At 71.3% G+C, this 23,544-nt stretch carries 17 protein-coding genes, 4 tRNA genes, 1 other RNA gene and 1 pseudogene; 10 read left to right on the top strand and 13 right to left on the bottom strand.

What is annotated here, in order from left to right; all coding sequences use genetic code 11:
* Window positions 1-2: 2 nt before the first annotated feature.
* The 7 genes from ACFWSK_RS23345 to purS all read right to left on the bottom strand — a co-directional run bounded on the left by ACFWSK_RS23345 (window position 3) and on the right by purS (window position 6,481).
* Window positions 3-833, bottom strand: a complete 831-nt coding sequence (locus ACFWSK_RS23345) for an META domain-containing protein (RefSeq protein ID WP_383789399.1) — start codon at window positions 831-833, stop codon at window positions 3-5.
* 37 nt (window positions 834-870) lie between these two features.
* Window positions 871-1,671, bottom strand: a complete 801-nt coding sequence (locus ACFWSK_RS23340; RefSeq protein WP_383789397.1) for a sterol carrier family protein — start codon at window positions 1,669-1,671, stop codon at window positions 871-873.
* Between the two features lie 21 nt (window positions 1,672-1,692).
* The gene (locus ACFWSK_RS23335) at window positions 1,693-2,619 is read right to left on the bottom strand and encodes a M23 family metallopeptidase (RefSeq protein WP_383789394.1); all 927 of its coding nucleotides are present in this window, start codon (window positions 2,617-2,619) and stop codon (window positions 1,693-1,695) included.
* A gap of 44 nt (window positions 2,620-2,663) precedes the next feature.
* Window positions 2,664-3,203, bottom strand: a complete 540-nt coding sequence (locus ACFWSK_RS23330; protein ID WP_383789457.1) for an ArsR/SmtB family transcription factor — start codon at window positions 3,201-3,203, stop codon at window positions 2,664-2,666.
* Between the two features lie 103 nt (window positions 3,204-3,306).
* Window positions 3,307-5,556, bottom strand: a complete 2,250-nt coding sequence (gene purL, locus ACFWSK_RS23325; RefSeq protein WP_383789391.1) for a phosphoribosylformylglycinamidine synthase subunit PurL — start codon at window positions 5,554-5,556, stop codon at window positions 3,307-3,309.
* A complete protein-coding gene (purQ, locus tag ACFWSK_RS23320; protein WP_383789388.1) occupies window positions 5,553-6,233 on the bottom strand; it encodes a phosphoribosylformylglycinamidine synthase subunit PurQ in 681 nt (226 codons plus the stop codon). The genes purL and purQ overlap by 4 nt, the downstream gene beginning before the upstream one ends.
* A complete protein-coding gene (gene purS / locus ACFWSK_RS23315; protein ID WP_383789385.1) occupies window positions 6,230-6,481 on the bottom strand; it encodes a phosphoribosylformylglycinamidine synthase subunit PurS in 252 nt (83 codons plus the stop codon). The genes purQ and purS overlap by 4 nt, the downstream gene beginning before the upstream one ends.
* 374 nt (window positions 6,482-6,855) lie before the next feature.
* Between purS and ACFWSK_RS23310 the strand changes: the two genes are divergently transcribed.
* The 8 genes from ACFWSK_RS23310 to ACFWSK_RS23275 all read left to right on the top strand — a co-directional run bounded on the left by ACFWSK_RS23310 (window position 6,856) and on the right by ACFWSK_RS23275 (window position 11,536).
* Window positions 6,856-7,191, top strand: a complete 336-nt coding sequence (locus ACFWSK_RS23310) for an Lsr2 family protein (RefSeq protein WP_383789382.1) — start codon at window positions 6,856-6,858, stop codon at window positions 7,189-7,191.
* A 152-nt stretch (window positions 7,192-7,343) separates the two neighbouring features.
* Window positions 7,344-7,415 (top strand) — tRNA-Gly (locus ACFWSK_RS23305).
* 79 nt (window positions 7,416-7,494) lie between these two features.
* Window positions 7,495-7,567 (top strand) — tRNA-Gly (locus tag ACFWSK_RS23300).
* 178 nt (window positions 7,568-7,745) lie between these two features.
* Window positions 7,746-8,693, top strand: a complete 948-nt coding sequence (locus tag ACFWSK_RS23295) for an ABC transporter ATP-binding protein (RefSeq protein WP_383789379.1) — start codon at window positions 7,746-7,748, stop codon at window positions 8,691-8,693.
* Entirely contained in the window at window positions 8,690-9,460 is a 771-nt protein-coding gene (locus ACFWSK_RS23290; protein WP_383789376.1) for an ABC transporter permease, read from the top strand. The genes ACFWSK_RS23295 and ACFWSK_RS23290 overlap by 4 nt, the downstream gene beginning before the upstream one ends.
* Before the next feature lie 31 nt (window positions 9,461-9,491).
* A complete protein-coding gene (locus tag ACFWSK_RS23285; protein ID WP_383789374.1) occupies window positions 9,492-10,817 on the top strand; it encodes a sensor histidine kinase in 1,326 nt (441 codons plus the stop codon).
* Entirely contained in the window at window positions 10,814-11,437 is a 624-nt protein-coding gene (locus tag ACFWSK_RS23280; RefSeq protein WP_383789371.1) for a response regulator, read from the top strand. The genes ACFWSK_RS23285 and ACFWSK_RS23280 overlap by 4 nt, the downstream gene beginning before the upstream one ends.
* A 23-nt stretch (window positions 11,438-11,460) precedes the next feature.
* Window positions 11,461-11,536, top strand: a tRNA-Gly gene (locus tag ACFWSK_RS23275).
* Between the two features lie 53 nt (window positions 11,537-11,589).
* On the opposite strand, the gene ACFWSK_RS23270 is transcribed toward ACFWSK_RS23275, so the two are convergent.
* From ACFWSK_RS23270 to ffs, 6 genes are all read right to left on the bottom strand, one after another.
* Window positions 11,590-12,504 (bottom strand): phosphoribosylaminoimidazolesuccinocarboxamide synthase, encoded by a 915-nt coding sequence (locus ACFWSK_RS23270; RefSeq protein WP_383789367.1) that lies wholly within the window; start codon window positions 12,502-12,504, stop codon window positions 11,590-11,592.
* 243 nt (window positions 12,505-12,747) lie between these two features.
* Window positions 12,748-14,211 (bottom strand): N,N-dimethylformamidase beta subunit family domain-containing protein, encoded by a 1,464-nt coding sequence (locus ACFWSK_RS23265; RefSeq protein ID WP_383789364.1) that lies wholly within the window; start codon window positions 14,209-14,211, stop codon window positions 12,748-12,750.
* Between the two features lie 392 nt (window positions 14,212-14,603).
* Window positions 14,604-16,310 (bottom strand): hypothetical protein, encoded by a 1,707-nt coding sequence (locus ACFWSK_RS23260; protein WP_383789361.1) that lies wholly within the window; start codon window positions 16,308-16,310, stop codon window positions 14,604-14,606.
* 356 nt (window positions 16,311-16,666) lie between these two features.
* Window positions 16,667-17,917 (bottom strand): phosphoribosylamine--glycine ligase, encoded by a 1,251-nt coding sequence (gene purD / locus ACFWSK_RS23255; protein WP_383789358.1) that lies wholly within the window; start codon window positions 17,915-17,917, stop codon window positions 16,667-16,669.
* A gap of 205 nt (window positions 17,918-18,122) precedes the next feature.
* A complete protein-coding gene (locus tag ACFWSK_RS23250; RefSeq protein WP_383789356.1) occupies window positions 18,123-20,372 on the bottom strand; it encodes a DNA polymerase III subunit gamma and tau in 2,250 nt (749 codons plus the stop codon).
* 75 nt (window positions 20,373-20,447) lie between these two features.
* An RNA gene (ffs, locus tag ACFWSK_RS23245) (signal recognition particle sRNA small type) lies at window positions 20,448-20,544 on the bottom strand.
* A gap of 121 nt (window positions 20,545-20,665) precedes the next feature.
* Between ffs and ACFWSK_RS23240 the strand changes: the two genes are divergently transcribed.
* Window positions 20,666-20,753 (top strand) — tRNA-Ser (locus ACFWSK_RS23240).
* A 271-nt stretch (window positions 20,754-21,024) separates the two neighbouring features.
* Window positions 21,025-23,452, top strand: a pseudogene (locus tag ACFWSK_RS23235) (helicase C-terminal domain-containing protein).
* Window positions 23,453-23,544: the final 92 nt, after the last annotated feature.

Genomic DNA, 23,544 nt, shown 5'->3' with positions numbered 1-23,544 from the left:
CGCTACTTCTCGCCTTCGGGAGCGGAGGCGCCCAGTCCCTTGCCGTTCTCCGCGGTGAGGGACAGGGCGTGGTGATCGATCGTGTACGCCGTCTTCCCCCGGAGGACGGCGAGCATGGACCGTTCGACGTCCATCTCGGCCTCTCCGCACATCTTGCGGGTGGAGGCGAGCGGTCCGAAGGTGATCGACGAGCCGGCCACCGTCGCCTTGCCGTGGAAGCTGTTGCAGCCGAGGCTGCCCTCCACGGTGCCGTCCTTGCCGAAGGTGAGACGGGGTGCCTTGTCCCGGGTGCCGGCGGGCAGCGAGGCCGCGATCTCTCCGTCGGTCAGGGTGGTGACGGTCCAGGTGGTGCCGGTGAGCGGGGCCGGGGGCTCGGACGTGAGGGTGATGGTGTCCCCCTTGGGAGTCGTCAGGGTGAGGGTCTTGTTCACCACGGCAGCCTTGAGGGAGCCGCTGAACGCGCGGGACAGGGCGTTCTCGAAGTCCTGCACGTCCTTCTCGCACGCCATTTCGGTGGTGATGCCCGGCCCGAGGGTCACGGTGTCGCCCTCGACACGGACATCGGCGGTGTAGTGGTTGCAGCCGAGGTTCCCGGTGGCCTTGCCCTTGGAGTCGATCCGTACGTGAGCGGCGGCCGGTGCGGTGGACTTCTTCCCGCCGACGGTCAGGGACTGGACTTTCCAGCGGACGTCGGTGACGGGAAGGCCGGTGCGCACCGTGCCGCTGCCGTCGCCGGTTCCCGCGCCGGAGCCGGCTCCGGAACCCGACTCCGTGCCGCAGGCGGCGAGGGTGAGGAGGGCCAGGACGCTGACAGTCATACGTTGAGTGCGCATGGCCCTGGGACGGATCGGGGTGCCGATCCGGTTCCCCTCAGCCCATCAGCGGGAGCAGAGGGGCGAGATCGGCCCGCTCCCCGCTCGCGCTGACCTCGGCCGCTTCCAGCGCCTCGGCCCAGTGGGTGCGGCCGGTGGCGAGCCGGGTCCAGACGAGCGGACCGGTCTCGACGACATTGGGCGGTGTGCCCCGGGTGTGCTTGGGGCCGCCGATGCACTGGACGACGGCGAACGGCGGGATACGCACCTCGACCGAACCGCCCGGGGCCCTGTCCGCCAGGGCGTCGGCGAGGAGCCGGGTGCACGCGGCGAGCGCCTGCCGGTCGTACGGGATGTCCAGGCCGGCCGCCGCGTTCAGGTCGTCGGTGTGCGCGACCAGCTCCACCGTGCGGGTGACCAGGAAGTCTCCGAGCCGCATCGACCCTGCCCGGGTCGCGACCAGCCGGTCCCCGGGGACGGCGGGCACCTGCGCCTCGAAGCGGTCGGCGACCTCGCCGTACAGCGCGTACAGATCCGGGTGCGCGGCGGCCAGTGCCCGGGTGTCGTCGGCGATGCCCTCCGCCCGCCCCGCCGTGGAGAACGGCCACTCCAGCAGGGCGAGACCGGGCTTCGGACCGGTCGGCTCCGGCTGCTCCAGAGCGGTGGTGACGCGGGAGAGCGACATCGTGAGGTGCGCGGCGAGCTCCCGCACCGTCCAGTCCCCGAGCCGGGTCGGCAGCGCCAGCTGTTCGGGCGTCAGGGCCCGGACGCCTTCCCGGACATGGGCGTACTGGGCCAGGACCGCGGCCCTGGTCCTGGTGGCGTCGTACGTGCGCAAGCGCTTCTTGGCCGGAGGCATACGGGCGAGACTAACCGGCGGCTACGACAATCCCCGGAGCTCCCGGGCGAGACCGGAGGAACCGGCGGCACCGGGGAAGCCCGCGGCGGCATCGGAGGAACCGGTGGCGGCGTCGGGGCAGCCGCCCGTGGACGCCCCTGCCGTGAAGTGCTCCCCATTGGCCGGTACGCCGATGCCGCGCCAGCGAAACGGGATCCCGCGCGCCACATCCAGGTCCGGGTCGTCCATCAGCTGGAAGTGGACGTGCGGTTCGGTGGAGTTGCCGGAGTTGCCGCACTCGGCGAGCTCCTGTCCGGCCCGGACCGTGTCACCCGCCTTCACCCGGAGCGAGCCGCGCCGGAGGTGGGCGTACACCGCGTACGTACCGTCGCCGAGGTCGAGGACGAGGTGGTTCCCGAAGATCCTGCGTGCGCTCGTCATATCGCGGACGGATGCCTCGATCAGCATCAGGTAGGCGAGAGCGGGGCCCGAGTTCCGGCTGAGGTGGTCACGCTGGCCGTGGCTCGCGTGCACCACGGTGCCGTCCGCGACCGCGAGGAGCGGGGCGCCGAAGGCGGGGAAGTCCCGGTTGCGGCGGACGACCGGCCACAGCCATCGGAACGGCGGGCGGACCGGGGCCCCGGGGCCCTCCGGTTCGGCCACGATGTCGATCGCGTACGTCTGCCCGTAGCCGTGCGTCCCATGGCTGGGCACCTTGTCCGCCGGGCTGTTCAACGCGGTCCAACGGCCGGTCACCGGCGGCTCGGCCTCCACCGGAGGGACCGCCTTCGCCAGTTCCGTACGGCTGCGGCGGCCCATCGCGAGACCGATGACGATCGCGACGGCCGCCGGCACGAACGTCAGACCGTAGGGGATCAGCGGATCGGTCAGGAAGCTCACGACCACCAGCGCCACGAAAGCGATCCAGCAGCAGCGGTACAGGATCATGGCGGCTTTGCGTACGGACATGGTGTCCCCCTCGTTCGGACGGCTCGGCATGGGTGCGGGACCGCTCAGCGTCGTCCCGCCGTCAGCACCACCAGGAGCGGAACGACCCGGACGCCCGGCACCTCGTACCGTCCGCGTCCCGTCGTGTGCAGCCAGCCGGCACCGGCCAGCTGGCGCAGGTGGTGGTAGATCTGGCCGGTGGTGCCGACGCCGTCGAGCGCCGTCAGCTCCGCGGCCGTGCGGCGGCCCGCGAGGATCTCGCGGAGCAGCCGCAGTCGCACCGGATGGCCGAGAGCGGCCAGGGACTCCGCGAGGTCCGACCAGTCGGGCGGGTCCTCGTCCGGACCCAGCAGCTGCGTGGTGAGAACGCCGTACTGCCACTCGTACTGCTCGCCGGTCGGCAGGCGTACCGCACCGGTGTAGAGCACTCCCCCGTCGGCCGTGGCGTCATCGTCGCCGCTGAGCTGCTGTTTCAGCCCTTCCAGCGCCCAGAAATCGGCCTCGCTCCAGCACTCTTCCGCGGCGGCGGCAGGCTCCGGGCGCGGCGGCCGTTCCAGCGCCGCGAGTCGCCGTTCCAGCGCGGCGACCCGCTCCTCAAGCTCGATGCCAAGAGTTTACGTAATGACGTAATACCGTTCAAGGGTGCGACGAAGAAGCCCCCGTCCGGATGACCGGGCGGGGGCTTCGGCGAAACGTGAGCGGTCGGGCTCAGCCGAACAGCGCCGGGATGATGGCCTCGTGGGCCGTGCGCAGCTCGCTCAGCGGAATGCTGAACTCGCCCTGGACCTCGATCTCCTCGCCGTCCACGACACCGATCCGGGTCACGGGCAGACCCCGCGCACCGCACATGTCGTTGAAGCGGAGCTCCTCGCTGCGCGGGATCGAGACGATCGCACGCCCGGCCGACTCGGAGAACAGGAAGGTGAACGCGTCGAGGCCGTCCGGCACGACGAGCCGTGCACCCTTCCCACCGCGCAGGCAGGACTCGGAGACCGCCTGGATCAGGCCGCCGTCCGAGAGGTCGTGCGCCGCGTCGATCATGCCGTCGCGGGACGCCGAGATCAGGATCTCGCCGAGCAGCTTCTCGCGGCCCAGGTCGACCCTGGGCGGCATACCGCCGAGGTGCTGGTGGATGACCTCGGACCAGGCCGAGCCGCCGAACTCGTCGTGCGTGTCACCCAGCAGGTAGAGGAGCTGGCCCTCTTCCGCGAAGGCGACCGGCGTACGCCGCGTGACGTCGTCGATCACACCGAGCACGGCCACGACCGGCGTCGGGTGGATCGCCGTGTCACCGGTCTGGTTGTACAGCGACACGTTGCCGCCGGTGACCGGCGTACCGAGCTCCAGGCAGCCGTCCGCGAGGCCACGGGTGGCCTCGGCGAACTGCCACATGACATCCGGGTCCTCGGGCGAACCGAAGTTCAGGCAGTCCGAGATCGCGAGCGGCTTGGCGCCGGACGCGGCGACGTTGCGGTACGACTCCGCCAGCGCGAGCTGCGCACCCGTGTACGGGTCGAGCTTCGCGTACCGGCCGTTGCCGTCGGTCGCCATGGCCACACCCAGGTTCGACTTCTCGTCGATCCGGACCATGCCCGCGTCCTCGGGCATCGCCAGCACGGTGTTGCCCTGCACGAAGCGGTCGTACTGGTCGGTGATCCAGGACTTGGAAGCCTGGTTCGGGGAAGCGACCAGCCTGAGGACCTGCTCGCGCAGCTCGGCACCGTTCGCCGGACGGGCCAGCTTGCCGGCGTCGTCGGCCTGGAGCGCGTCCTGCCACGAGGGGCGGGCGAACGGGCGGTGGTACGTCGGGCCCTCGTGGGCGACGGACCGCGGCGGCACGTCGACGATCTGCTCGCCGTGCCAGAAGATCTCCAGCTGCGAGCCCTCGGTCACCTCACCGATGACGGTGGCGATGACGTCCCACTTCTCGCAGATCTCCATGAAGCGGTCGACGTGCTGCGGCTCGACGATCGCGCACATGCGCTCCTGCGACTCGCTCATGAGGATTTCCTCGGGCGAGAGGGAGGAGTCGCGCAGCGGCACGGTGTCCAGCTCGACGCGCATACCGCCGGAGCCTGCCGAGGCCAGCTCGCTCGTGGCGCAGGAGAGCCCGGCGCCGCCGAGGTCCTGGATGCCCGCGACGAGCTTCTCCTTGAAGATCTCCAGGGTGCACTCGATGAGGAGCTTCTCCTGGAACGGGTCACCGACCTGGACCGCGGGCCGCTTGGCCGGACCGGTCGACTCGAAGGTCTCCGAGGCCAGCACGGAGACGCCGCCGATGCCGTCGCCGCCCGTGCGGGCGCCGTACAGGATCACCTTGTTGCCGGGGCCGGACGCCTGGGCCAGGTGGATGTCCTCGTGCTTCATCACGCCGATGCAGCCGGCGTTGACGAGCGGGTTGCCCTGGTAGCAGGCGTCGAAGACGACCTCGCCGCCGATGTTCGGGAGGCCGAGGCAGTTGCCGTAGCCGCCGATCCCCGCGACGACTCCGGGCAGGACCCGCTTGGTGTCGGGGTGGTCGGCCGCACCGAAGCGCAGCGGGTCGACGACCGCGACCGGGCGGGCACCCATGGCGAGGATGTCGCGGACGATGCCGCCGACGCCGGTGGCCGCGCCCTGGTAGGGCTCGATGTACGAGGGGTGGTTGTGCGACTCGACCTTGAAGGTGACCGCGTACCCCTGGCCGACGTCGACCACACCGGCGTTCTCGCCGATGCCGACGAGCATCGCGTCGTTCTCGGGGACCTTCTCGCCGAACTGCTTGAGGTGGACCTTGCTGCTCTTGTACGAGCAGTGCTCGGACCACATCACGGAGTACATGGCGAGCTCGGCACCGGTGGGACGGCGCCCCAGGATCTCGCGAATCCGCGCGTACTCGTCCTCCTTGAGGCCGAGCTCCTTCCAGGGCTGCTCGGAATCCGGGGTCTCGGCCGCGTGCTTGACCGTATCCAGGCTCATGCGTTGACCAGCTTCTTGATGATCGAGGTGAAGAATCCGAGACCGTCGGTGCCACCGGTTCCGATCAGCGGCTCGACGGCGTGCTCCGGGTGCGGCATCAGGCCGACGACGTTGCCCGCGGCGTTGGTGATGCCGGCGATGTCGCGCAGCGAGCCGTTGGGGTTCACGTCGAGGTAGCGGAACGCGACGCGGCCCTCCGCCTCCAGCTCGTCGAGCGTGCGCTCGTCGGCGGTGTACCGGCCGTCCACGTTCTTCAGCGGTACGGAGATCTCCTGGCCCTCGGTGTAGTCCGAGGTCCACGCGGTCTCCGCGTTCTCCACCTTCAGCTTCTGGTCACGGCAGATGAAGTGGAGGTGGTTGTTGCGCAGCATGGCGCCGGGCAGCAGATGTGCCTCGGTGAGGATCTGGAAACCGTTGCAGATGCCGAGGACCGGCATCCCCGCCTTCGCCTGCTCGATGATGGTCTCCATCACCGGCGAGAAACGCGAGATGGCTCCGGCCCGCAGATAGTCGCCGTAGGAGAAACCCCCCGCCAGGACCACGGCGTCGACCTGGTGCAGGTCCTTGTCGCGGTGCCAGAGGGATACGGGTTCGGCGCCCGCGATCCGGACGGCCCGCAGGCTGTCCTGGTCGTCGAGCGTGCCGGGAAAAGTGACGACGCCGATACGAGCGGTCACTTCTCCTCCTCCACCTTCACGACGAAGTCCTCGATGACGGTGTTGGCGAGGAAGGTCTCGGCCAGCTCGTTAATGCGGGCGAGGGCTGCGGCGTCGACCGGCCCCTCGACCTCGAGCTCGAAACGCTTTCCCTGACGTACGTCCGCGATTCCTTCGAAGCCGAGACGGGGCAGTGCGCGCTGCACAGCCTGTCCCTGCGGGTCGAGGATCTCCGGCTTGAGCATGACGTCGACTACGACGCGTGCCACTGGCACTCCCGGTGGTGTGGTGCGGCTGTGTCTCCGGGGGGTTCCCCAGACCCCCGCGGGTCCACTCAGCGTACCTGGCCAGAAATTCTACGCGGGTAGATATCGGGCGGGGCAGATCACGCCGAGATATCGGCCACGACAACATGCGGGGAAAGTCCTGGAAAAAAATTCCTCACCGGATTGCACACGGACACGCTGAAGCAATTGGCTGGGCTTCACAATGCGGCACCCATCGCTGTACAAATGATTACCTGGGGAAAGCGGCATCAGCCCCGGAACAGTCGACACCAGTCGATCCGCATCCGCCTAACAGCCGGAAGGCCGGCATCACCGCATGTCAGACGCGGCGGCGCCGTAGGAAAGGACCGATATCCGTGGCCCAGCGCGTAGTGGTTACGCTCTCCGACGACATCGACGGGGGAACAGCGGCGGAAACGGTCACCTTCGCCCTGGACGGGAAGTCGTACGAGATCGACCTCAATCCCGCCAATGCAAAGAAACTACGCAAGACGCTGGCGCCGTACATGGCGGCCGGCCGGAAGCAGACAAATGCCGGCAAGCACGGCAAGACTCCCGTCTCGTACCACCACACCTCACTCGCCCCCGACCCTGCGGCCGTCCGCGCCTGGGCCCGGTCGCACCGGATGGAGGTGCCGGCCCGGGGCCGGATCCCCAAGAAGGTCTACGAGGCGTTCCAGGCCGCCAGTTGAGGAACGAAGGCGCCGGGACCCTCCGTCGGCGCCCGCTCCCGGCCTTCCTCCCGACACCCGCGGGGAGCCGACTTGCGCGACACCCCTGCAGGTCGGCTAGAGTCTGGAGCACGCCGAAGGGCAAGGCCGAAAGGCCGGGCCCCGAGCCGCGTGCGGGTGTAGTTCAGTAGTAGAACATCCCCCTTCCAGGGGGAAGGCGCAGTGTGCAATTCCTGTCACCCGCTCTGCATCGCACTGTCTGACCACTTAGTGGATCAGGTAGAGTGGTGAGCGCTCCACCGGTGAAAGCCGAGTGGCAGCAATGCGGACGTAGCTCAGTTGGTAGAGCGCAACCTTGCCAAGGTTGAGGTCGCCAGTTCGAACCTGGTCGTCCGCTCTTGATCAAAGGCCCTGGTCGTTAATCGACCGGGGCCTTTGTCGTACCCGCAGCCGTACGTGTCGGGTATCCGCCGGCACCCCCGCCGTATCCGTTATCGACGACGCATGACGTTTGTCATGCGCAGTGATGACAGCGCGCACTGCTCGTGGCCGTGATCCGGCGGAAGCCTTGAGTCATGACCAGCGACGACTTTCTCCCCGCCGGCCCAGCGATCGAGGCGAACGCGGTCCGGCGGCGGTATGCGGGCGGCTTCGAAGCGGTGCGCGGCATCTCCTTCTCCGTGGCACGCGGCGAGCTCTTCGCCCTGCTCGGTACCAACGGTGCGGGAAAGACCTCCACCGTCGAACTGCTGGAGGGCCTGGCCCGCCCCGACGCCGGAACCGTGCGCGTACTCGGCCACGATCCGCACCGGGAGCGTGCCGTGGTCCGTCCCCGGACCGGCGTGATGCTCCAGGAGGGCGGCTTCCCGTCCGACCTGACCGTCACCGAAACCATGCGGATGTGGGCGGGCTGCACCAGCGGAGCCAGACCGTCCGGCGAGGTGCTCGACCTGGTGGGACTGGGCTCCCGGGCGCGGGTCCGCGTCAAGCAGCTCTCCGGCGGAGAGCGCCGCCGCCTCGATCTGGCGCTGGCCCTGCTCGGCCGGCCGGAGGTCCTCTTCCTGGACGAGCCGACGACGGGGCTCGACGCCGAGGGGCGGCGCGACACCTGGCGGCTGGTCCAGGAGCTGCGGGAGGGCGGCACGACCGTGCTGCTGACCACGCACTACCTGGAGGAGGCCGAGGCGCTCGCCGACCGGCTGGCGATCATGCACCAGGGGCGGATCGTCAGCACCGGCACGATCGCCGAAGTGACGGCCGAACGCCCCGCCAGGATCCGCTTCACCCTGCCGGACGGCGTGACCGCTGCCCGGCTCCCGCTGAACCTGCGGGCGGCGGCAGACGGCCGGCGCATCGACATCCGCACCGTGGCACTCCAGGAGACGCTCCACGAACTCCTGCGCTGGGCCAGGGAGTCGGATGTGGAACTGCTCGGGCTCGACGCCCGTTCCGCTTCGCTGGAAGAGGCTTTCCTCGACATCGCGCAGACGCACACGGAGACGGAGAGGGTGGCGGCGGCATGACGGGCACCACGGTGGCGGGGCGGCTGAACGCCCTCGGGCGGGCCGAAGTAACACTGCTCGTACGCAACAGGACGGCGGTGTTCGTCGCCCTGCTGATGCCCCTGCTGATGATCTTCGCCATGAAGTCCATGCTGGAGCAGGTGGACCTCGGCGGCACCGGACTGACGGTCGAGGGAGCCGCCCTCAGCGGCGGCCTCGGCATGGTGCTGCTCCAGGTGGTCTACATGAACCTGGTCGCGGCCTACGTGGCCCGGCGCGAGGAACTCGTTCTGAAGCGACTGCGCACCGGCGAGGTCTCCGACCGCGAGATCCTCACCGGGACGGCCCTTCCGGCGGTGCTGCTGGCACTCGCACAGTGCGTGCTGATCGTCGTCGTCGGCACCGTCGCACTCGATCTGGGCGCTCCCCAGCGGCCGGAACTGCTGATCCTGGGGCTGCTGATCGGGCTGGTGATGCTGTCCGCGCTGGCGGCGGCCACCTCGGCGCTGACCCGCACGGTCCAGACCGCCCAGCTCACCACGCTGCCGCTGTTCTTCGCCTCGATGCTGGGCTCCGGGCTCTTCGTACCGCTGGAGATCCTCCCGGACCTCGCGGCTTCGCTGTGCGAGCTGCTTCCGGTGACCGGCGTGATGACGCTCGTCCGGGCCGGCTGGCTGGGCGGCGTCCCCGGCGACGAGGTGGCCGGAGCGGGGCTGACCGCGGTGGCCTGGACGGTCCTCGGGGTGTTTGCTGTGCAGCGGTGGTTCCGATGGGACCCGCGGCGCTGACGGGCGCGAGACCGAAGGGAAGTTCAGGACTGTGTGGGTACGCCGGGTCTGGGTTCGAAGGTGGCAGAGCCGCACCGGCTTCGACAAGATCGATCTGTATACGCGCGGTACCTTCCACTCCCTCGCGTGGATATCGATCGTGACGCAGGTCCTCCTGTCGGTGACGCGTCCCGTACGGCATTCCGGCGCACCCGCCGCACTGATCGTCCTGACGGTCCTCACCGCGGTCGCCCAGGGCGTCTGCGCGGCGCCGCTGATCGCCCGGTCCGTCGAGAGCTATCTGGGCCGCAGGGCCCCTGAGTGGCGGTTGCCCGTGCTCGCGGCCGCCCTGATGTTCGCGAACGCGGCGGGTCTGCTGGCCCTCGGGGCGTACACCGGGCCCGAGACGTTCCCCGAACTGCAACTGGCCCTGGGCGCGGTGGTCGTGCCGTTCCTGACCTCACTCATCCTGCTCGTGCCCGTGTGGCTGTCCTTCCTGGCCGTGGTGCTCCTGTCGGCCGCTCTGGCCGGCGGTGTCGCACTGACGGGCGCCGGCTGGCCCTTCGTGCTCGGGACCTTCTTCGGGGTGGGCTTCGGCGGCGGGTTGGCAGTCGTCACGGTGCGGCTTTCCGCGTGGACGCTCGGGGTGATGCTGAAGCTCCGCGACGCACAGGACGTGGAGACCCGGCTGGCGGTCGCGGAGGAGCGGCTGCGGTTCGGCCGTGACATGCACGACGTACTGGGCCGGAATCTGGCGGTGATCGCGCTGAAGAGCGAGCTGGCGGTGGAACTGGCGCAGCGCGGCAAGCCCGCGGCCGTGGACCAGATGATCGAGGTGCAGCGGATCGCCCGTGTCTCCCAGCAGGAGGTCCGCGATGTCGTACGCGGATACCGGGAGGCCGACCTGCGTACGGAACTGGTGGGCGCCCAGGGTGTCCTGCGGGCCGCCGGGATCGAGTGCACCGTCCACGGCGACGGCGGGCCGCTTCCCGCCCCGGTGCAGTCGGCGCTCGGCTGGGCCGTACGCGAGGCCGCCACGAACGTGCTGCGGCACGGCGATCCCCGGCGGTGCGTCATCCGGCTCGACGCCTCGCGGGACGACGTGCGGCTGGTGGTGGAGAACGACGGGGTGTCCGCGGACACGGCTGTCGTCTCCGGCGGCGGCTCGGGGCTCGACGGCCTGCGGGAACGGCTCGACGCGGTCGACGGCCGGCTGGAGGCGGGGCCGGTGGACGACGGCCTGTTCCGCCTGACGGCGACCGTCCCGCTGGCGTCATCATCGGCGCCTTCACCATCAGCGCCTTCACCGTCAGCGCCTTCACCGGTGTCCGTGGTGACGGCGACGGAAAGCGCACCCGCCCTGCTGGAGGAACGATGACATCCGCACCCCGCCCCGTCCGGGTCCTGCTCGCCGACGACGAGCACCTGATCCGGGGCGCGCTGGCCGCGCTTCTCGGGCTGGAGGACGACATCGTCCTGGTCGCCGAGGCGGCGACCGGCCCCGAAGCCCTCGCGATGGCACTGACTCACCGGCCCGACGTCGCGGTCCTTGATCTGGAGATGCCGGGTGCCGACGGTGTGAAGGTCGCCACATCGCTGCGGGCCGAACTGCCCGGCTGCCGGACGATGATCGTGACGAGCCACGGCAGGCCCGGGCACCTGAAGCGCGCGCTCGCGGCGGGCGTCCGGGCCTTCGTACCGAAGACGGTCAGCGCCCGGCGGCTGGCCGAGATCATCCGCACGGTGCACGCCGGAAACCGATACGTGGACCCGGAGTTGGCCGCCGACGCGATCTCCGCCGGGGACTCGCCGCTGACCGCCCGCGAGACGGAGGTGCTGGAACTGGCCGCGGACGGAGCACCCGTAGCGGACATCGCGGAGCGGGCGTCACTGTCGCAGGGAACCGTGCGCAACTACCTGTCGTCGGCCGTCTCCAAACTCGGTGCGGAGAACCGTCATGCGGCAGTGCGTCTCGCACGCCGGCGAGGGTGGGTATAGTAGGCACCGCGCTTCGGCGCACTGCGAACGTAGCTCAGCTGGTAGAGCGCAACCTTGCCAAGGTTGAGGTCGCGAGTTCGAACCTCGTCGTTCGCTCCACGCAAGAAGGCCCCGGTCCTCGTGACCGGGGCCTTCTTCGTGTCCGCGGGGTACTACGACCAGGTGATGCCGGTCAGCAGTTCGTAGGCGTCGATGTACTTGGCGCGGGTCGCGTCCACGATCTCCTGCGGCAGCGCCGGCGGCGGCTGCTCGCTCGTGCGGTCCCAGCCGGAGGCCGGCGAGGTCAGCCAGTCACGCACGAACTGCTTGTCGTACGAGGGCTGGGCGCGGCCCGGCTCCCAGGTCTCGGCGGGCCAGAAGCGCGAGGAGTCGGGGGTCAGCACCTCGTCCCCGATGATCAGCTCGTCCTCGCCCTCGCTGTTGGTGGCGAAGCCGAACTCGAACTTCGTGTCGGCGAGGATGATCCCGCGCTCACGCGCGATGTCACGGGCCCGGCCGTACACGTCGAGGGTCGTGCGGCGCAGCCGGGCGGCCGTCTCCGCGCCGACCTCCCGGGCCACTTCCTCGTAACTCACGTTCTCGTCGTGGTCCCCGACGGCCGCCTTCGTGGCGGGCGTGAAGATCGGGGCCGGGAGTTCGGAGCCGTCGACGAGACCTTCGGGGAGAGCGAGGCCGCAGACGGTGCGGGACGCCTCGTACTCGACGAGTCCGGAGCCGGTCAGATAGCCGCGCGCGACGCACTCGACGGGCACCATGCGCAGAGACTTGCAGATCAGCGTCCGGCCGGCCCAGTCGGCGGGGGCTCCGGCGGGGAGCTCCGCGGACAGGACGTGGTTCGGGACGAGATCGGCGAGCTGGTCGAACCACCACAGCGACAGCTGGGTGAGGACACGGCCCTTGTCGGGGATCTCGGTGGGCAGGACCCAGTCGTACGCGGACATACGGTCGCTGGCGACCATGACGAGGTCGCCCGCCTCGTTCCGGTACAGGTCGCGCACCTTGCCGGTGTGCAGGTGGGTGAGACCCGGAACCTGCACGGGCTCGGGCTTTTCTACGAAACCGGACACGCTGCCTCCGCGTAGGTTGATCCAGGAGTTGTCCGATTGTCCCGTATGGGGACGGGGAGGCGGGGAGCGGGGCCTGTCAGCGCGTCCGAGGTGTGCGCGAGGCGCCTGCGGAGAGTGCCGAGTGGCCTGCGCGAAATGCCTGCGCGGAGTACTGAGTGGCCTGCGCGAAGCGCCTGCGCGGAGTACTGAGTGGCCTGCGCGAAGCGCCTGCGCGGGGAGAGTTGCGAGCGGGCCTGCGCGGGGTCAGTCGCGCTTGCAGATCCGGTCGAGGAGGTTGGCCGTGGCGCGCTGGATGCGGGGGTCCAGATGGCCGGGGCGGTCCAGGGCCGGGGACCAGGCAAAGGTGCCGGAGGCGAAGACGAGCGCGCCGGAGGGTGCCCGGTACAGGGAGGTCTCCTGGTGGCGGGTGGCTCCGTCGCCGTCCCGGTACGGCGAGTGCGCGAGCAGTATGCGGTTCTCGTGTTCGGGGAGCGTGGTGCGCGGGAAGTAGCGGTCGGCCTCGCCCGCCACCAGCCCGTCGATCGTGTCGCCCTCGGTGGCGCCACTCGCGTCCCAGAGCCAGTGCTCCGCGTTCCGCACGACCAGCGGGTGGGGTTCGGGGACCCGGCCCGCGTACTGGATGCCGAGGAGCTGCTGTTCGGCGCGGTCGACCTCGCGCCACAGGGCGGGCTTGCCCGGCCCCCGGCGCTTGCGGCAGGTGAGCAGGCGGTCGGGGACGCCGGAGGCGGACGGGGAGAGGCCGACCTGCCAGTACATGGTGTTGGCGGAGAGGAAGACGAGCGAGGTACCGGTGTCCCGTGCCAGCTCGGTGGTACGGCGCATCGGCACGGACCAGTACTCGTCGTGGCCGGGGAAGACCAGGCCCCGGTATCGGCTGGGGTCGACGCGGCCGGCGTGGAGATCGCGGGCGTCGGCGTAGGCCAGGTCGTATCCGTACCGCTCGGCCCAGCGGATGAAGTCGTAGGCGTGCCCGACGTGAAGGGGCAGCCCAGCGCCCGCGTACGGACGGTCGAAGGAGATGGTGACGGCGGCGTCCTCCTCGCCGAGCAGCCGTCCCTGTTCGTCCCAGGCGTGGTAGAGGCTGGCGCCGGTACGGCCGTCCTCGGGGTAGAGGTTGTACGCCTGCCAGGTGATGTCGGGGAGCAGGAGGAGCAGGTCGGCGGGGTGGTCGTCGCGGACCGTGAACGGGATGTGGGAGCGGTAGCCGTCGGCGGTGGTGAGGACGGCCACGTACGCGCCGACGGACCAGTAACTGGGGATCTGGAGCCGCCAGGAGAGCCACCAGTGGTGGCAGGAGACCGTGCGGTCAGCGGCCAGCGGGGCCGGCTGGACGATGCCGGAGAGCCGGGGGCTCGTGGTGATCTTGGCGGCGCCGTCGCCGCCGTAGTGACCGATGCGGTAGACGTCGACGGAGAACTGCTGGGGCGGGTCCACCGTGATGTGGAAGTCGATCGCCTCGCCGGGGGCCGCGGCGCCGGGCGAGACGAAGCCCTTGATCTGCCGGTGCACGTCGTCGGCGGTACGCGTGCCGCCGCCGGTGCCGCTCCGGCCGAGTTCGGGGTCCGCGTACCAGGGGACGACCTGGCCGGTGTCGTCGAAGTAGTTCTCGCTGCCGCGCAGCCAGGGCAGGGGGCCCTGCCCGAAGGGATCGCTCACGGCATGCGCGAGGGCACCCGACTCCCATCGCCGAATCTGCTCCGCCCCCATACCGCTCCCCTCCCTCGAGTCCCCCGGACAACTCTGGTGCGCCGGATGTCAGCGCCGATCCCCAGCACATCACATAACGCATGCACTCCGTCACCGTTCGTCGCGAATTGACGTGAACGGAACCTAAGCTTCCGGGTATTGGGGCTGGAGGGGCGAGTGCGGCGAGCTCGTCGTATACGGCGGATTCCTCGCCCCGGGCGGGCAGGGGACCTCACGGGAACGGGCCGGGGGTGGGGCTGGGGGCCGGGATGTGCCGGGGTGGGGCTGGGGGCCGGGGGCTCGGCCTGCTGACCCCGACCCCCGGCCCCATCCGTACGGGCGCCCCGTGCCCGTCCAGCCCCCGCCCCGGCCCTGCCCCGGCCCCGTACGCGCGCCCGAGACCGTCCCCGCCGTCACACGAGGCGGACGGGCTTGTCCGTGCGGACGCCGATCGCGGAGAGCCACGTACGCAGCGGCTCCGCGTCGCCGTCCTCGACCAGGCTGAGGACGGGGCCGCCCAGGTCGGCCGGGCGTTGCCCGTCGACGAGGAGTGCGGGGCCGTCGAGCCAGTCGAGCCCGGGGGCCGCGCCGGCCGTGTCGACGGCGGCACAGCAGACCATCGCCACCACGTGGTCGGCGAGCAGCTCCGTACCCGTACGAGGCGGCTGGAGCGGGAAGAGGGGAAGCGGGTCGGAGCCCCAGAAGTCGAGGGGGTCGGCGCCCGTCCCGCTCTTGGCGGGGTCCACGCCGCCGCCCATCGGCCGGGGGGCCTGGGCCGCCTCCTCGCGGGCCACCGCGGCTCCGATTCCGGCGGCGAGCTCCTCGCCGGCCGTCGAAGGACCGGCGAGATGGCCGATGACGCGGGCCAGCGTGGGGACCGCGGGATCGGCGGGGTCGATCGCGGCCGTGGGCGGCACACCCATGGTGTCGAGGACCCGGTGGAGACGGGCGGCCTCGGCGCGCCACTTCCGGTCGACGACCTCCTCCGGATACTGCTGCCAGTCGACTGGGGACCAGTCGGGGCCGTTCTCCGCGGGCCCTCCGTGGAAGAGCCTGGCTGCCAGCAGCGAGGCCGCTTCGTCGGCCGCACCTGGTTCTTCCAGGAGGTCGCAGGCGGGGCGCTCGCCAAGGCGTGAGGCGAAGCCATCCGCCAGCCGGTCCCGGCGGGACAGCTCGGTCAGGGCGGAGACGACACCGGCGTCGAGCCGCGACGGCCAGCGGCCCATCCGCCAGGCGGGCAGCGCGACCCGGGTGAGCAGCCGGTCCCAGCCCGCGTACGCGAGGCCGACCTGCTCCTGGGCGACGATCCGCAGCCCGTAATCCACGCTCTGGGCTCGCATCGACGCGGTGGCGGCGACGCAGCGCTCCATCTCGGCAGCGTGCTCCCGGCAGCTGCGGAGCAGAATCCGGGCGACCCAGCCGACGAAGGAGAGCGGTAGTCCACGTATCGCGCCCTGTCCGGGCGCGGCGGCGTCGGCTACCGCGGCATCGAGCCCTCGTACGAAACGGCGGGCCGCGGCTATGTCGGGGTGCGCGGACGAGCCCGTACCGGCGACGACCGGGGCGAGGACCGCCCGCAACTCGGCGACCCGCATCCACCAGAGGAAGGGGGAGCCGATGACCAGGACGGGGGCGGCCTGCACCCGCCGCCGTGGCCGGCCGGCCACGATCCCCTTGGCCACGGCCGATGCGCGCGGCTGGGCGGAGGGATGCGTACGGTCCTCCAGCCAGCTGTCGCAGTCCGGGGTCAGCGCTATGGCGGACGGGGCCGGCACGTCGAGCCGGTCGGCCAGATCCCGGACCAGTCGGTAGAGGTCGGGCGCGGACTCCTCGGTGACGGCGACGGTCGGGCTGACCGCCGGTTTCGCCCTGGCGACCGCGAAGGCCACCGCGGCGGCGACCAGCAGCACGACGAGCGCGCCGGCCGTCACCGTCCAGCGCACCGCGTCCCAGACGCTGCCGCTGATGCGGCCCTGCATCGCTGCGGCCTGCAGCACGACGGCCACGGCCGCGGGCAGGATCGCCACGGCCACTGCTCTGCCGCGGATGCGCAGCAGCGCGAGAGCTCGGGCACGCGCAGCCAGCGCGCCCAGCTCCTCACCCAACCCGGTACCGGACACGGCCGGATGTCACCCCCTCTGCCCCCGCGACGGTGTTGCTCACTCCCCCACTGTGGCACCCGTCACTGACATCGCAATGCCGCTGGGCCAAGTGCCGGAACGCTTGCGCCGCACCCTAGTTGGGAGCCCGGTGGGCGTCATCCGGTTGGCCGAGTCGTCACCCGATGGAATGGCTTTGGCTAAAGCTGCTGACGCGCCGGTTCACGTGGGTTCGCCTTTTCGTATGGCCTACGGCGCGCGGGAGCCGTGCACCCCGGCGCACGGTAGACATACGGACGAGGGCGGATACACAGGTGCCCGGCGCCTCCGGAGAGGTGCCGGGCACGTGTGACGCCGCGGGGCGGCCGGGGAGGGTGTCAGGCCCCGGCGGCCTTCAGAGCGATGTCCGTACGGTGCTGGGAACCGTCGAGACGAATACGGCCGAGCGCCGTGTAGGCCCGCTCCCTGGCCTGGGAGAGGTCCTTGCCGGTCGCGGTCACCGAGAGCACACGGCCCCCGGCGCTGACGACCGCGTCGCCGTCCTGCCGGGTCCCGGCGTGCAGGACGAACGCGTGCGGGGCGTCCTCGGCCGCGACGTCCGCCAGCCCCTCGATCGGGTCGCCCGTGCGGGGCGTACCGGGGTAGTTGTGCGAGGCGATGACGACGGTGACGGCGGCGTCGTCCCGCCACTTCAGCGACGGCAGGAGGTCGAGGGTGCCGTTGGCGGACGCCAGGAGGACACCGGCCAGCGGGGTCTTCAGGCGGGCCAGGACCACCTGGGTCTCGGGGTCGCCGAAGCGGGCGTTGAACTCGATGACCCGGACGCCGCGCGAGGTGATCGCGAGGCCCGCGTACAGCAGCCCGGAGAAGGGGGTGCCGCGGCGGCGCAGCTCGTCCACGGTCGGCTGGAGGACGCTCTCCATGACCTCGTCGACCAGCTTCGGGTCGGCCCAGGGAAGGGGCGAGTACGCGCCCATGCCGCCGGTGTTCGGGCCCTCGTCGTTGTCGAGGGCCCGCTTGAAGTCCTGGGCGGGCTGGAGCGGCACCACGGTGGTGCCGTCGGTGATCGCGAAGAGGCTGACCTCCGGGCCGTCGAGGAACTCCTCGATGACCACGCGGTCGCAGGCCAGCGCGTGGGCACGGGCCTCCTCGACGTCGTCGGTGACGACGACGCCCTTGCCCGCCGCCAGACCGTCGTCCTTGACTACGTAGGGGGCACCGAAGGCGTCGAGGGCCGCGTCGATCTCCGCGGGGGTGGTGCACACGTAGCTGCGGGCGGTCGGGACGTTGGCACCGGCCATGACGTCCTTGGCGAACGCCTTGGACCCCTCCAGCTCGGCCGCCTCGCGCGAGGGCCCGAAGCAGGGGATACCGGCGGCGCGCACGGAGTCGGCGACTCCGGCGACAAGCGGTGCCTCCGGGCCGACGACCACCAACTCGGCGCCCAGTTCGGTGGCGAGGCGCGCGACGGCGTCGCCGTCGAGCGCGTCGACCGGGTGCAGTTCGGCCACCTCTGCGATGCCGGCGTTGCCGGGGGCGCAGTACAGAGCGGTGACGTCGGGGTCGAGGGAGAGAGAGCGGCACAGGGCGTGTTCGCGGGCGCCGCCGCCGATGACGAGGACCTTCACGGGGTGCAGCCTAGCCGCCGGGGACCGGGGCGCTCGACGCGCTCCGGCCCGTGGACGTGGCGGGTACGGGTGTGAGTGAGGGGACGGCGAACCGGTGGGGCCATGGGGGCGGGGCTCAGGCCCGCCGCATCGCTCCCGTCACGACTCACCGCTCGTGACTCACCACTCGCGACCCACCACTCGCGACTCACTGCTCGTTCGCGACTCACTGCTCGTTGATGAACTCCTCCACGACCGTGGCGCCCAGTTCGCGGACGATCAGGTCGTGGCCCGAGAGTGCCGAGTCGACGAGATCCGGATCGTCGGCCTCCGGGGTGTCGTCCTCCGGCGCCACGGAACGCGGTGGCTCGGGGGCGTAGTGGGTCTGCGGCGCGGCTTCGGAACCGGGCCCACCGGAGCCCTGCGACTGCGACGCATAGCCCGAGGACGGGGACTGCTGCCCCTGCTGCCCCTGCTGGTACCCCTGGTGCTGACCCTGCTGTCCTTGCTGACCCTGTTGCTGCGCCGGGGGCTCGTGCGACTGCGGGGCGGGCGCGGGCGGCTGGTAGGGGGCGGCCGGCGGGCGTCCGCCACCGGTCTGGGGCGGCTGGCCCGAGCCGCCCGAGGGGTCGATGACCGCCTCCACCTTCCACTGGGCGTTGAAGCGCTCGGCGAGTGCCTGCTTCAGCACTTCCTCGCTCCCGCTGGTCGCGAAGTTGTCGCGGGCGCCGGCGCTGAGGAAACCGATCTGCAGGGTGGTCCCGTCGAAGCCGGTGACCTGGGCGTTCTGGCTGAGCAGGATCCATGTGAACCGACGGCGGTTCTTGACGGCCTCCAGGATGTCCGGCCACATGTTCCGCACCTGGGCGGCGCCGACACCCGGCGCGACGCCCTGGCCCGGCTCGGGCGGCGAGGGCGCGGAGGCGACAGGTGCGGCCTGAGCGGGAGCGGGCGCCGAGGGCGCGGGCGGCGTCCGGCCGGGGACGGAGGCGGCCGGCCAGCCGCCGGGACGACGTCCCGCATCGGCTCCGGCCGGTGCGGGCCATGCGCCGGGCCGCTGCCCGGCGGGCGGGGTCTCCGCAGGCGGCTGCTGGGCGGGGGCTGCAGGAGCCACCGGAGCCGCAGGGGCGGGCTGGGCCTGCATCCGCTCGACCACATCGGCGGGCGCCTCGCCCCGTACCGCCGTTCGCGCGGCAGCCGGACCGGCCTCGGGCTGACCGGGCTGTACGGCGGCGGAGGGCGCGGCCGGCGCCATGGTGTGGGCCTCCGGCCCCGGCACGTACCCCATGGCGGGGCCTGCCGCGGCGGTGGCGAAGGAGGCACCGCGCTCCAGCCGGTCCAGCCGGGCCTGGAGCGAACGCTCGTCGTCGAAGGCGGCGGGCAGCAGCACCCGGGCGCAGATCAGCTCGACCTGGAGCCGGGGAGACGTCGCCCCGCGCATCTCCGTGAGCCCCTCGTTGACCAGGTCGGCGGCGCGGCTCAGCTCGGCGGCGCCGAAGACCGCCGCCTGGGCCTGCATCCGCTCGACCACATCGGCGGGCGCGTCGATGAGGCCCTTGTCGCCCGCGTCCGGAACGGCCGCCAGGATCACCAGGTCGCGCAGGCGCTCCAGGAGGTCGGCGACGAAGCGGCGCGGATCGTTTCCTCCCTCGATCACCCGGTCCACGACCTCGAAGGCCGCGGCCCCGTCCCCGGCCGCGAAAGCGTCCACGACGGAGTCCAGGAGGGACCCATCGGTGTACCCGAGGAGGGAGGTCGCCATGGCGTATGTCACACCGTCGTCGCCCGCTCCGGCCAACAACTGGTCCATGACCGACATCGAGTCACGCACGGAGCCGGCCCCGGCTCGCACGACCAGGGGCAGCACGCCGTCCTCGACGTAGCTGTTCTCCTTGCCGCACACCTCGGCGAGATATCCGCGCAGCGTGCCCGGCGGGACCAGCCGGAACGGGTAGTGGTGCGTACGCGACCGGATCGTGCCGATGACCTTCTCGGGCTCGGTGGTCGCGAAGATGAACTTCAGATGCTCCGGCGGCTCCTCGACCACCTTCAGCAGGGCGTTGAACCCTGCCGGGGTGACCATGTGCGCCTCATCGATGATGTAGATCTTGTATCGGCTCGACGCGGGCCCGAAGAACGCCTTTTCCCGCAGGTCACGGGCGTCGTCCACGCCTCCGTGCGAAGCGGCGTCGATCTCGATCACATCGATGGAACCCGGCCCGTTGCGCGCGAGGTCCTGGCAGGACTGGCACTCCCCGCACGGCGTCGGCGTCGGCCCCTGCTCACAGTTCAGACAGCGGGCGAGGATGCGCGCGCTGGTCGTCTTTCCACAGCCGCGCGGCCCACTGAACAGGTACGCGTGATTGACCCGGTTGTTCCGCAGGGCCTGCTGGAGAGGGTCAGTGACATGCTCCTGACCGATGACCTCGGCGAACGACTCGGGGCGATAGCGGCGGTACAGCGCAAGGGACGACACACATACGAGGTTATCGGGGCGGACTGACAACCGGCCCCGCACCGGGCACACCACCGGCGGACGAGCCCCTGGAAACACAAGGGCCCCCCACGCACCCGCCAGAGCCAACCTACCCTTGCTGCCTTCCGGCCCTGGGGGAGTTCAGTCAGATAGCGCCACGTGAGGGGCTGACGCCCACCTTAGCCGATCCCCACCCCCCGAAGTCCACCTGATCCGGCCCCGGGGATGCCTCCGGACGGTCTCGGGGGGAACGGGTTCGCGAGCACTCCTCAACGTCTTGTATTGTTTGCCGCGGAGGATTCGCCTAGTGGCCTAGGGCGCACGCTTGGAAAGCGTGTTGGGGGCAACCCCTCACGAGTTCGAATCTCGTATCCTCCGCCATTGCTCTCACCGGGCAATACGTCGAAGGCCCCGACCGGGAAACCGGCCGGGGCCTTCTGCGTTCCGCGGTCGCGGTTCTGGTTGCCTTCGTCCGGATAGTCCAAAGTATTCCGGCGGGCAGGGCGTGCCCCCGCAGCTCGACGACACCCGCAGGCGGGAATCTGCCGCTGTGCGACACATCCAGGCCCACCGGATGGGCCATCCTTGAGCCCGGCGCCGGACTGGCTGAGATCCGGCATGGCGCGTTCCTCGACCTGACGAGAGGTTCTCCATGGCATCCGGATCAACGCTGACAGCCTGGCTGCACGGTCTCGACGGCCCGCGCCTGGCACGTGTGCTCGCGACACGGAAGGACACCGCGTCCCCTCCTGAGCCGCGCTCGGTGGGGGAACTGGCGGACCGTCTTCAGCGGCCGGCGTCGGTGGCGCTCGCGCTGCCCCTGCTCACCCTGCCCGACTTGCAGGTGGCCGAGGCCGTGGCGGCGCTGGGGGCGCCCGCGTCGCGCGAGGACCTGGCGAAGCTGCTGGGAGCGACGGCCGGCGATGCCGGCCGCGCCTTGGACGCGGTCCTGGAGGCGCTGGCCGGCCATGCGCTGGTCTGGCCGGACCACAGCGGGAGGCTCCACATTGCCGCACCGTTGCGACAGGCGTGGGAGGCGCCGCTCGGGCTGGACGCACCGCTGGCGGAGCTGCTGGCGGACATGACGTCCGACGAGCTGCGCGGCATGTTGGCGGCGCTCGGCGTCAGGCCGCCCGCCATCAAGCAACAGCGCATGGCGGCGCTGATCGCACACCACAGCGATCCGGAAGGGATCGCCTCGGTGGTCGCGAAGGCTCCTGCGGCAGCCCGGAAGCTGCTGGAGCGTCGGGCGAAGTCCGGGACGCGGCAGCCGGGGTCCATCATGTTCCCGGCTCCCGGCACCGACTCGGGACCGGGCGAGCGATGGGCACTGGACCGAGGGCTTCTGATCCGGGAACGCCGCTGGTTCGGTCCCGCCCGGATGCCCGTCGAGGTGGCACTCGCGCTGCGCGGGCCCGCCTGGCACGCCCCGTTCGAACCCGGGCCGCCCTCGGTGGAGTTGGTGTCCGTCACCGCGGCGGAAGCGGACCGGGAGGCGGCAGCCACGGCCACGGCGTTCGCAGCACATGCCGCCTCGGTCCTGTCGGCATGCTCGACAGCGCCGCCGGCCAGGCTGAAGTCCGGCGGTGTCGGCGCACGTGAACTGGCCCGCATCGGCAAGGCCGCCCAAGCCGATGACGCCGTCGTACGCATCACATTGGAAGCCGGGTACGCGGCAGGGCTACTCGCCCGGGGACGGCAACCGCGTCGCCCCCACCAAGGCGTACGACGCCTGGGCGGCGCAGGAACCCCCGGAACGGTTCGCCGCGCTGCTCCAGGCATGGTGGAACCTGCCCCTCACCCCCTCCCGGGCGCGCGACGAGGACGACAAGGCACTCCCCGCGGTTTCCGGGGCGCCGCCCTGCGGCGGCTGCTTGCAGACCCGGCACGGGTTGCTGGCCGCGGCGGCCCACCTCCCGCCAGGGCAGGGAGCGCGAGCCACGTCGGACCTGGGGATGCTCGTGGCATGGCACCGCCCGCTCGCCGACCCCACGCCCCAGGGTGAAACACCGTTCGCCACCGCGATCCGCGAGGCCGAGCTGCTCGGCGTACTCGCTCGCGGCGCCCTGTCGCCCCTCGGCACCGCCCTACGAGCCGGAACGGACGGACTGGCCGCCGAGTGCCGACGTCTGCTGCCCACGGCCACCGGCACGGCCCGGATCGGCGTCGACCTCACTGCCGTCGTCGCCGGAACACCGACGGCGCGACTGGACGCGCTCCTGGATTCCGCCGCGGACCGGGAAACCCGCGGCACGGCCTCGGTCTGGCGCTTCAGCGCCGGCAGCATCCGCCGCGCCCTGGACTCCGGACGCACCTCGGACGAGATCAAGGCAGAGCTGTCCGCCATCGCCGCCGGACCCCTGCCCCAGTCCCTGGCGTACCTGATCGCCGACACCGCTCGCAGCCACGGCCGCGTACGCATCGCCCCCGCTGCCTGCGTCATCCACGGCGAGGAGCCCTCACTCCTGGCCGAACTCGCCGTCCACAGCAAGCTCGCCGAGCTCGGCCTCCGCCGGCTCGCTCCGACGGTCCTGGTAAGCCGCAGCCCACTCGACCAGACCCTCGCCGCGCTTCGAGCCGAGGGCTACGCGCCCGTGGCCGAGACGGCTGACGGAACCGTACGCGTCGAGAAGACCCGGTCCCAGCGGGCCGCCGCACCCGTTCCGGCCCCACGGGAAGCCCGTGCGCAGGCCGGCCTCCGAAACCCGACGGCTCCCCACACGGCGAAGGCCCCCGCCGCCGACCTGAACGCCCTGGCCACCCAGCTCCTGACCGCGCCACCGACCACACCGGAACCCGACCCGCTCGGGCCCGGCGGAGTGCCCTTCGGCACGGATACCGAGGAGATCGTCGCCTGGTACGCGAAGCGGCTGTCGTACAGCGATGTCCGGCAGTTGGCCCATGCCATCGACACCGGGAGGGCCGTCACGGTCGACTACGTCGCCGCCTCAGGAGGCCGCACCGTACGCACCCTCGACCGCCTCGCCCTCGAACCGCCCTATCTCGAAGCCTGGTGCCACCTGCGGGACGCCGAACGCGTCTTCACCCTCTCCCGGATCCACGGCGTCATGCCCGGGTAGCCGGGAACCGCGTCGTGGCTCGGTGTCCGGCCGGCCGCTGCGGCGATGCCCCACGGCCAGGCGCTGCGACGAGCCGCCACTACGATCGCCGA

The organism is Streptomyces sp. NPDC058620 (assembly GCF_042717135.1).
GTDB lineage: Bacteria > Actinomycetota > Actinomycetes > Streptomycetales > Streptomycetaceae > Streptomyces.
Note: the sequence above shows the minus strand (reverse complement) of the source record. Positions and strands in the feature narration are given on the sequence as shown.

What these genes read in the sequence shown, in the direction of transcription:
- ACFWSK_RS23295 (WP_383789379.1), top strand. Translation starts at nt 7,746, where the DNA reads ATGACCAGCGACGACTTTCTCCCCGCCGGCCCAGCGATCGAGGCGAAC.
- ACFWSK_RS23340 (WP_383789397.1), bottom strand. Translation starts at nt 1,671, where the DNA reads ATGCCTCCGGCCAAGAAGCGCTTGCGCACGTACGACGCCACCAGGACC.
- ACFWSK_RS23280 (WP_383789371.1), top strand. Translation starts at nt 10,814, where the DNA reads ATGACATCCGCACCCCGCCCCGTCCGGGTCCTGCTCGCCGACGACGAG.
- ACFWSK_RS23345 (WP_383789399.1), bottom strand. Translation starts at nt 833, where the DNA reads ATGCGCACTCAACGTATGACTGTCAGCGTCCTGGCCCTCCTCACCCTC.
- ACFWSK_RS23290 (WP_383789376.1), top strand. Translation starts at nt 8,690, where the DNA reads ATGACGGGCACCACGGTGGCGGGGCGGCTGAACGCCCTCGGGCGGGCC.
- ACFWSK_RS23335 (WP_383789394.1), bottom strand. Translation starts at nt 2,619, where the DNA reads ATGTCCGTACGCAAAGCCGCCATGATCCTGTACCGCTGCTGCTGGATC.
- ACFWSK_RS23265 (WP_383789364.1), bottom strand. Translation starts at nt 14,211, where the DNA reads ATGGGGGCGGAGCAGATTCGGCGATGGGAGTCGGGTGCCCTCGCGCAT.
- purL (WP_383789391.1), bottom strand. Translation starts at nt 5,556, where the DNA reads ATGAGCCTGGATACGGTCAAGCACGCGGCCGAGACCCCGGATTCCGAG.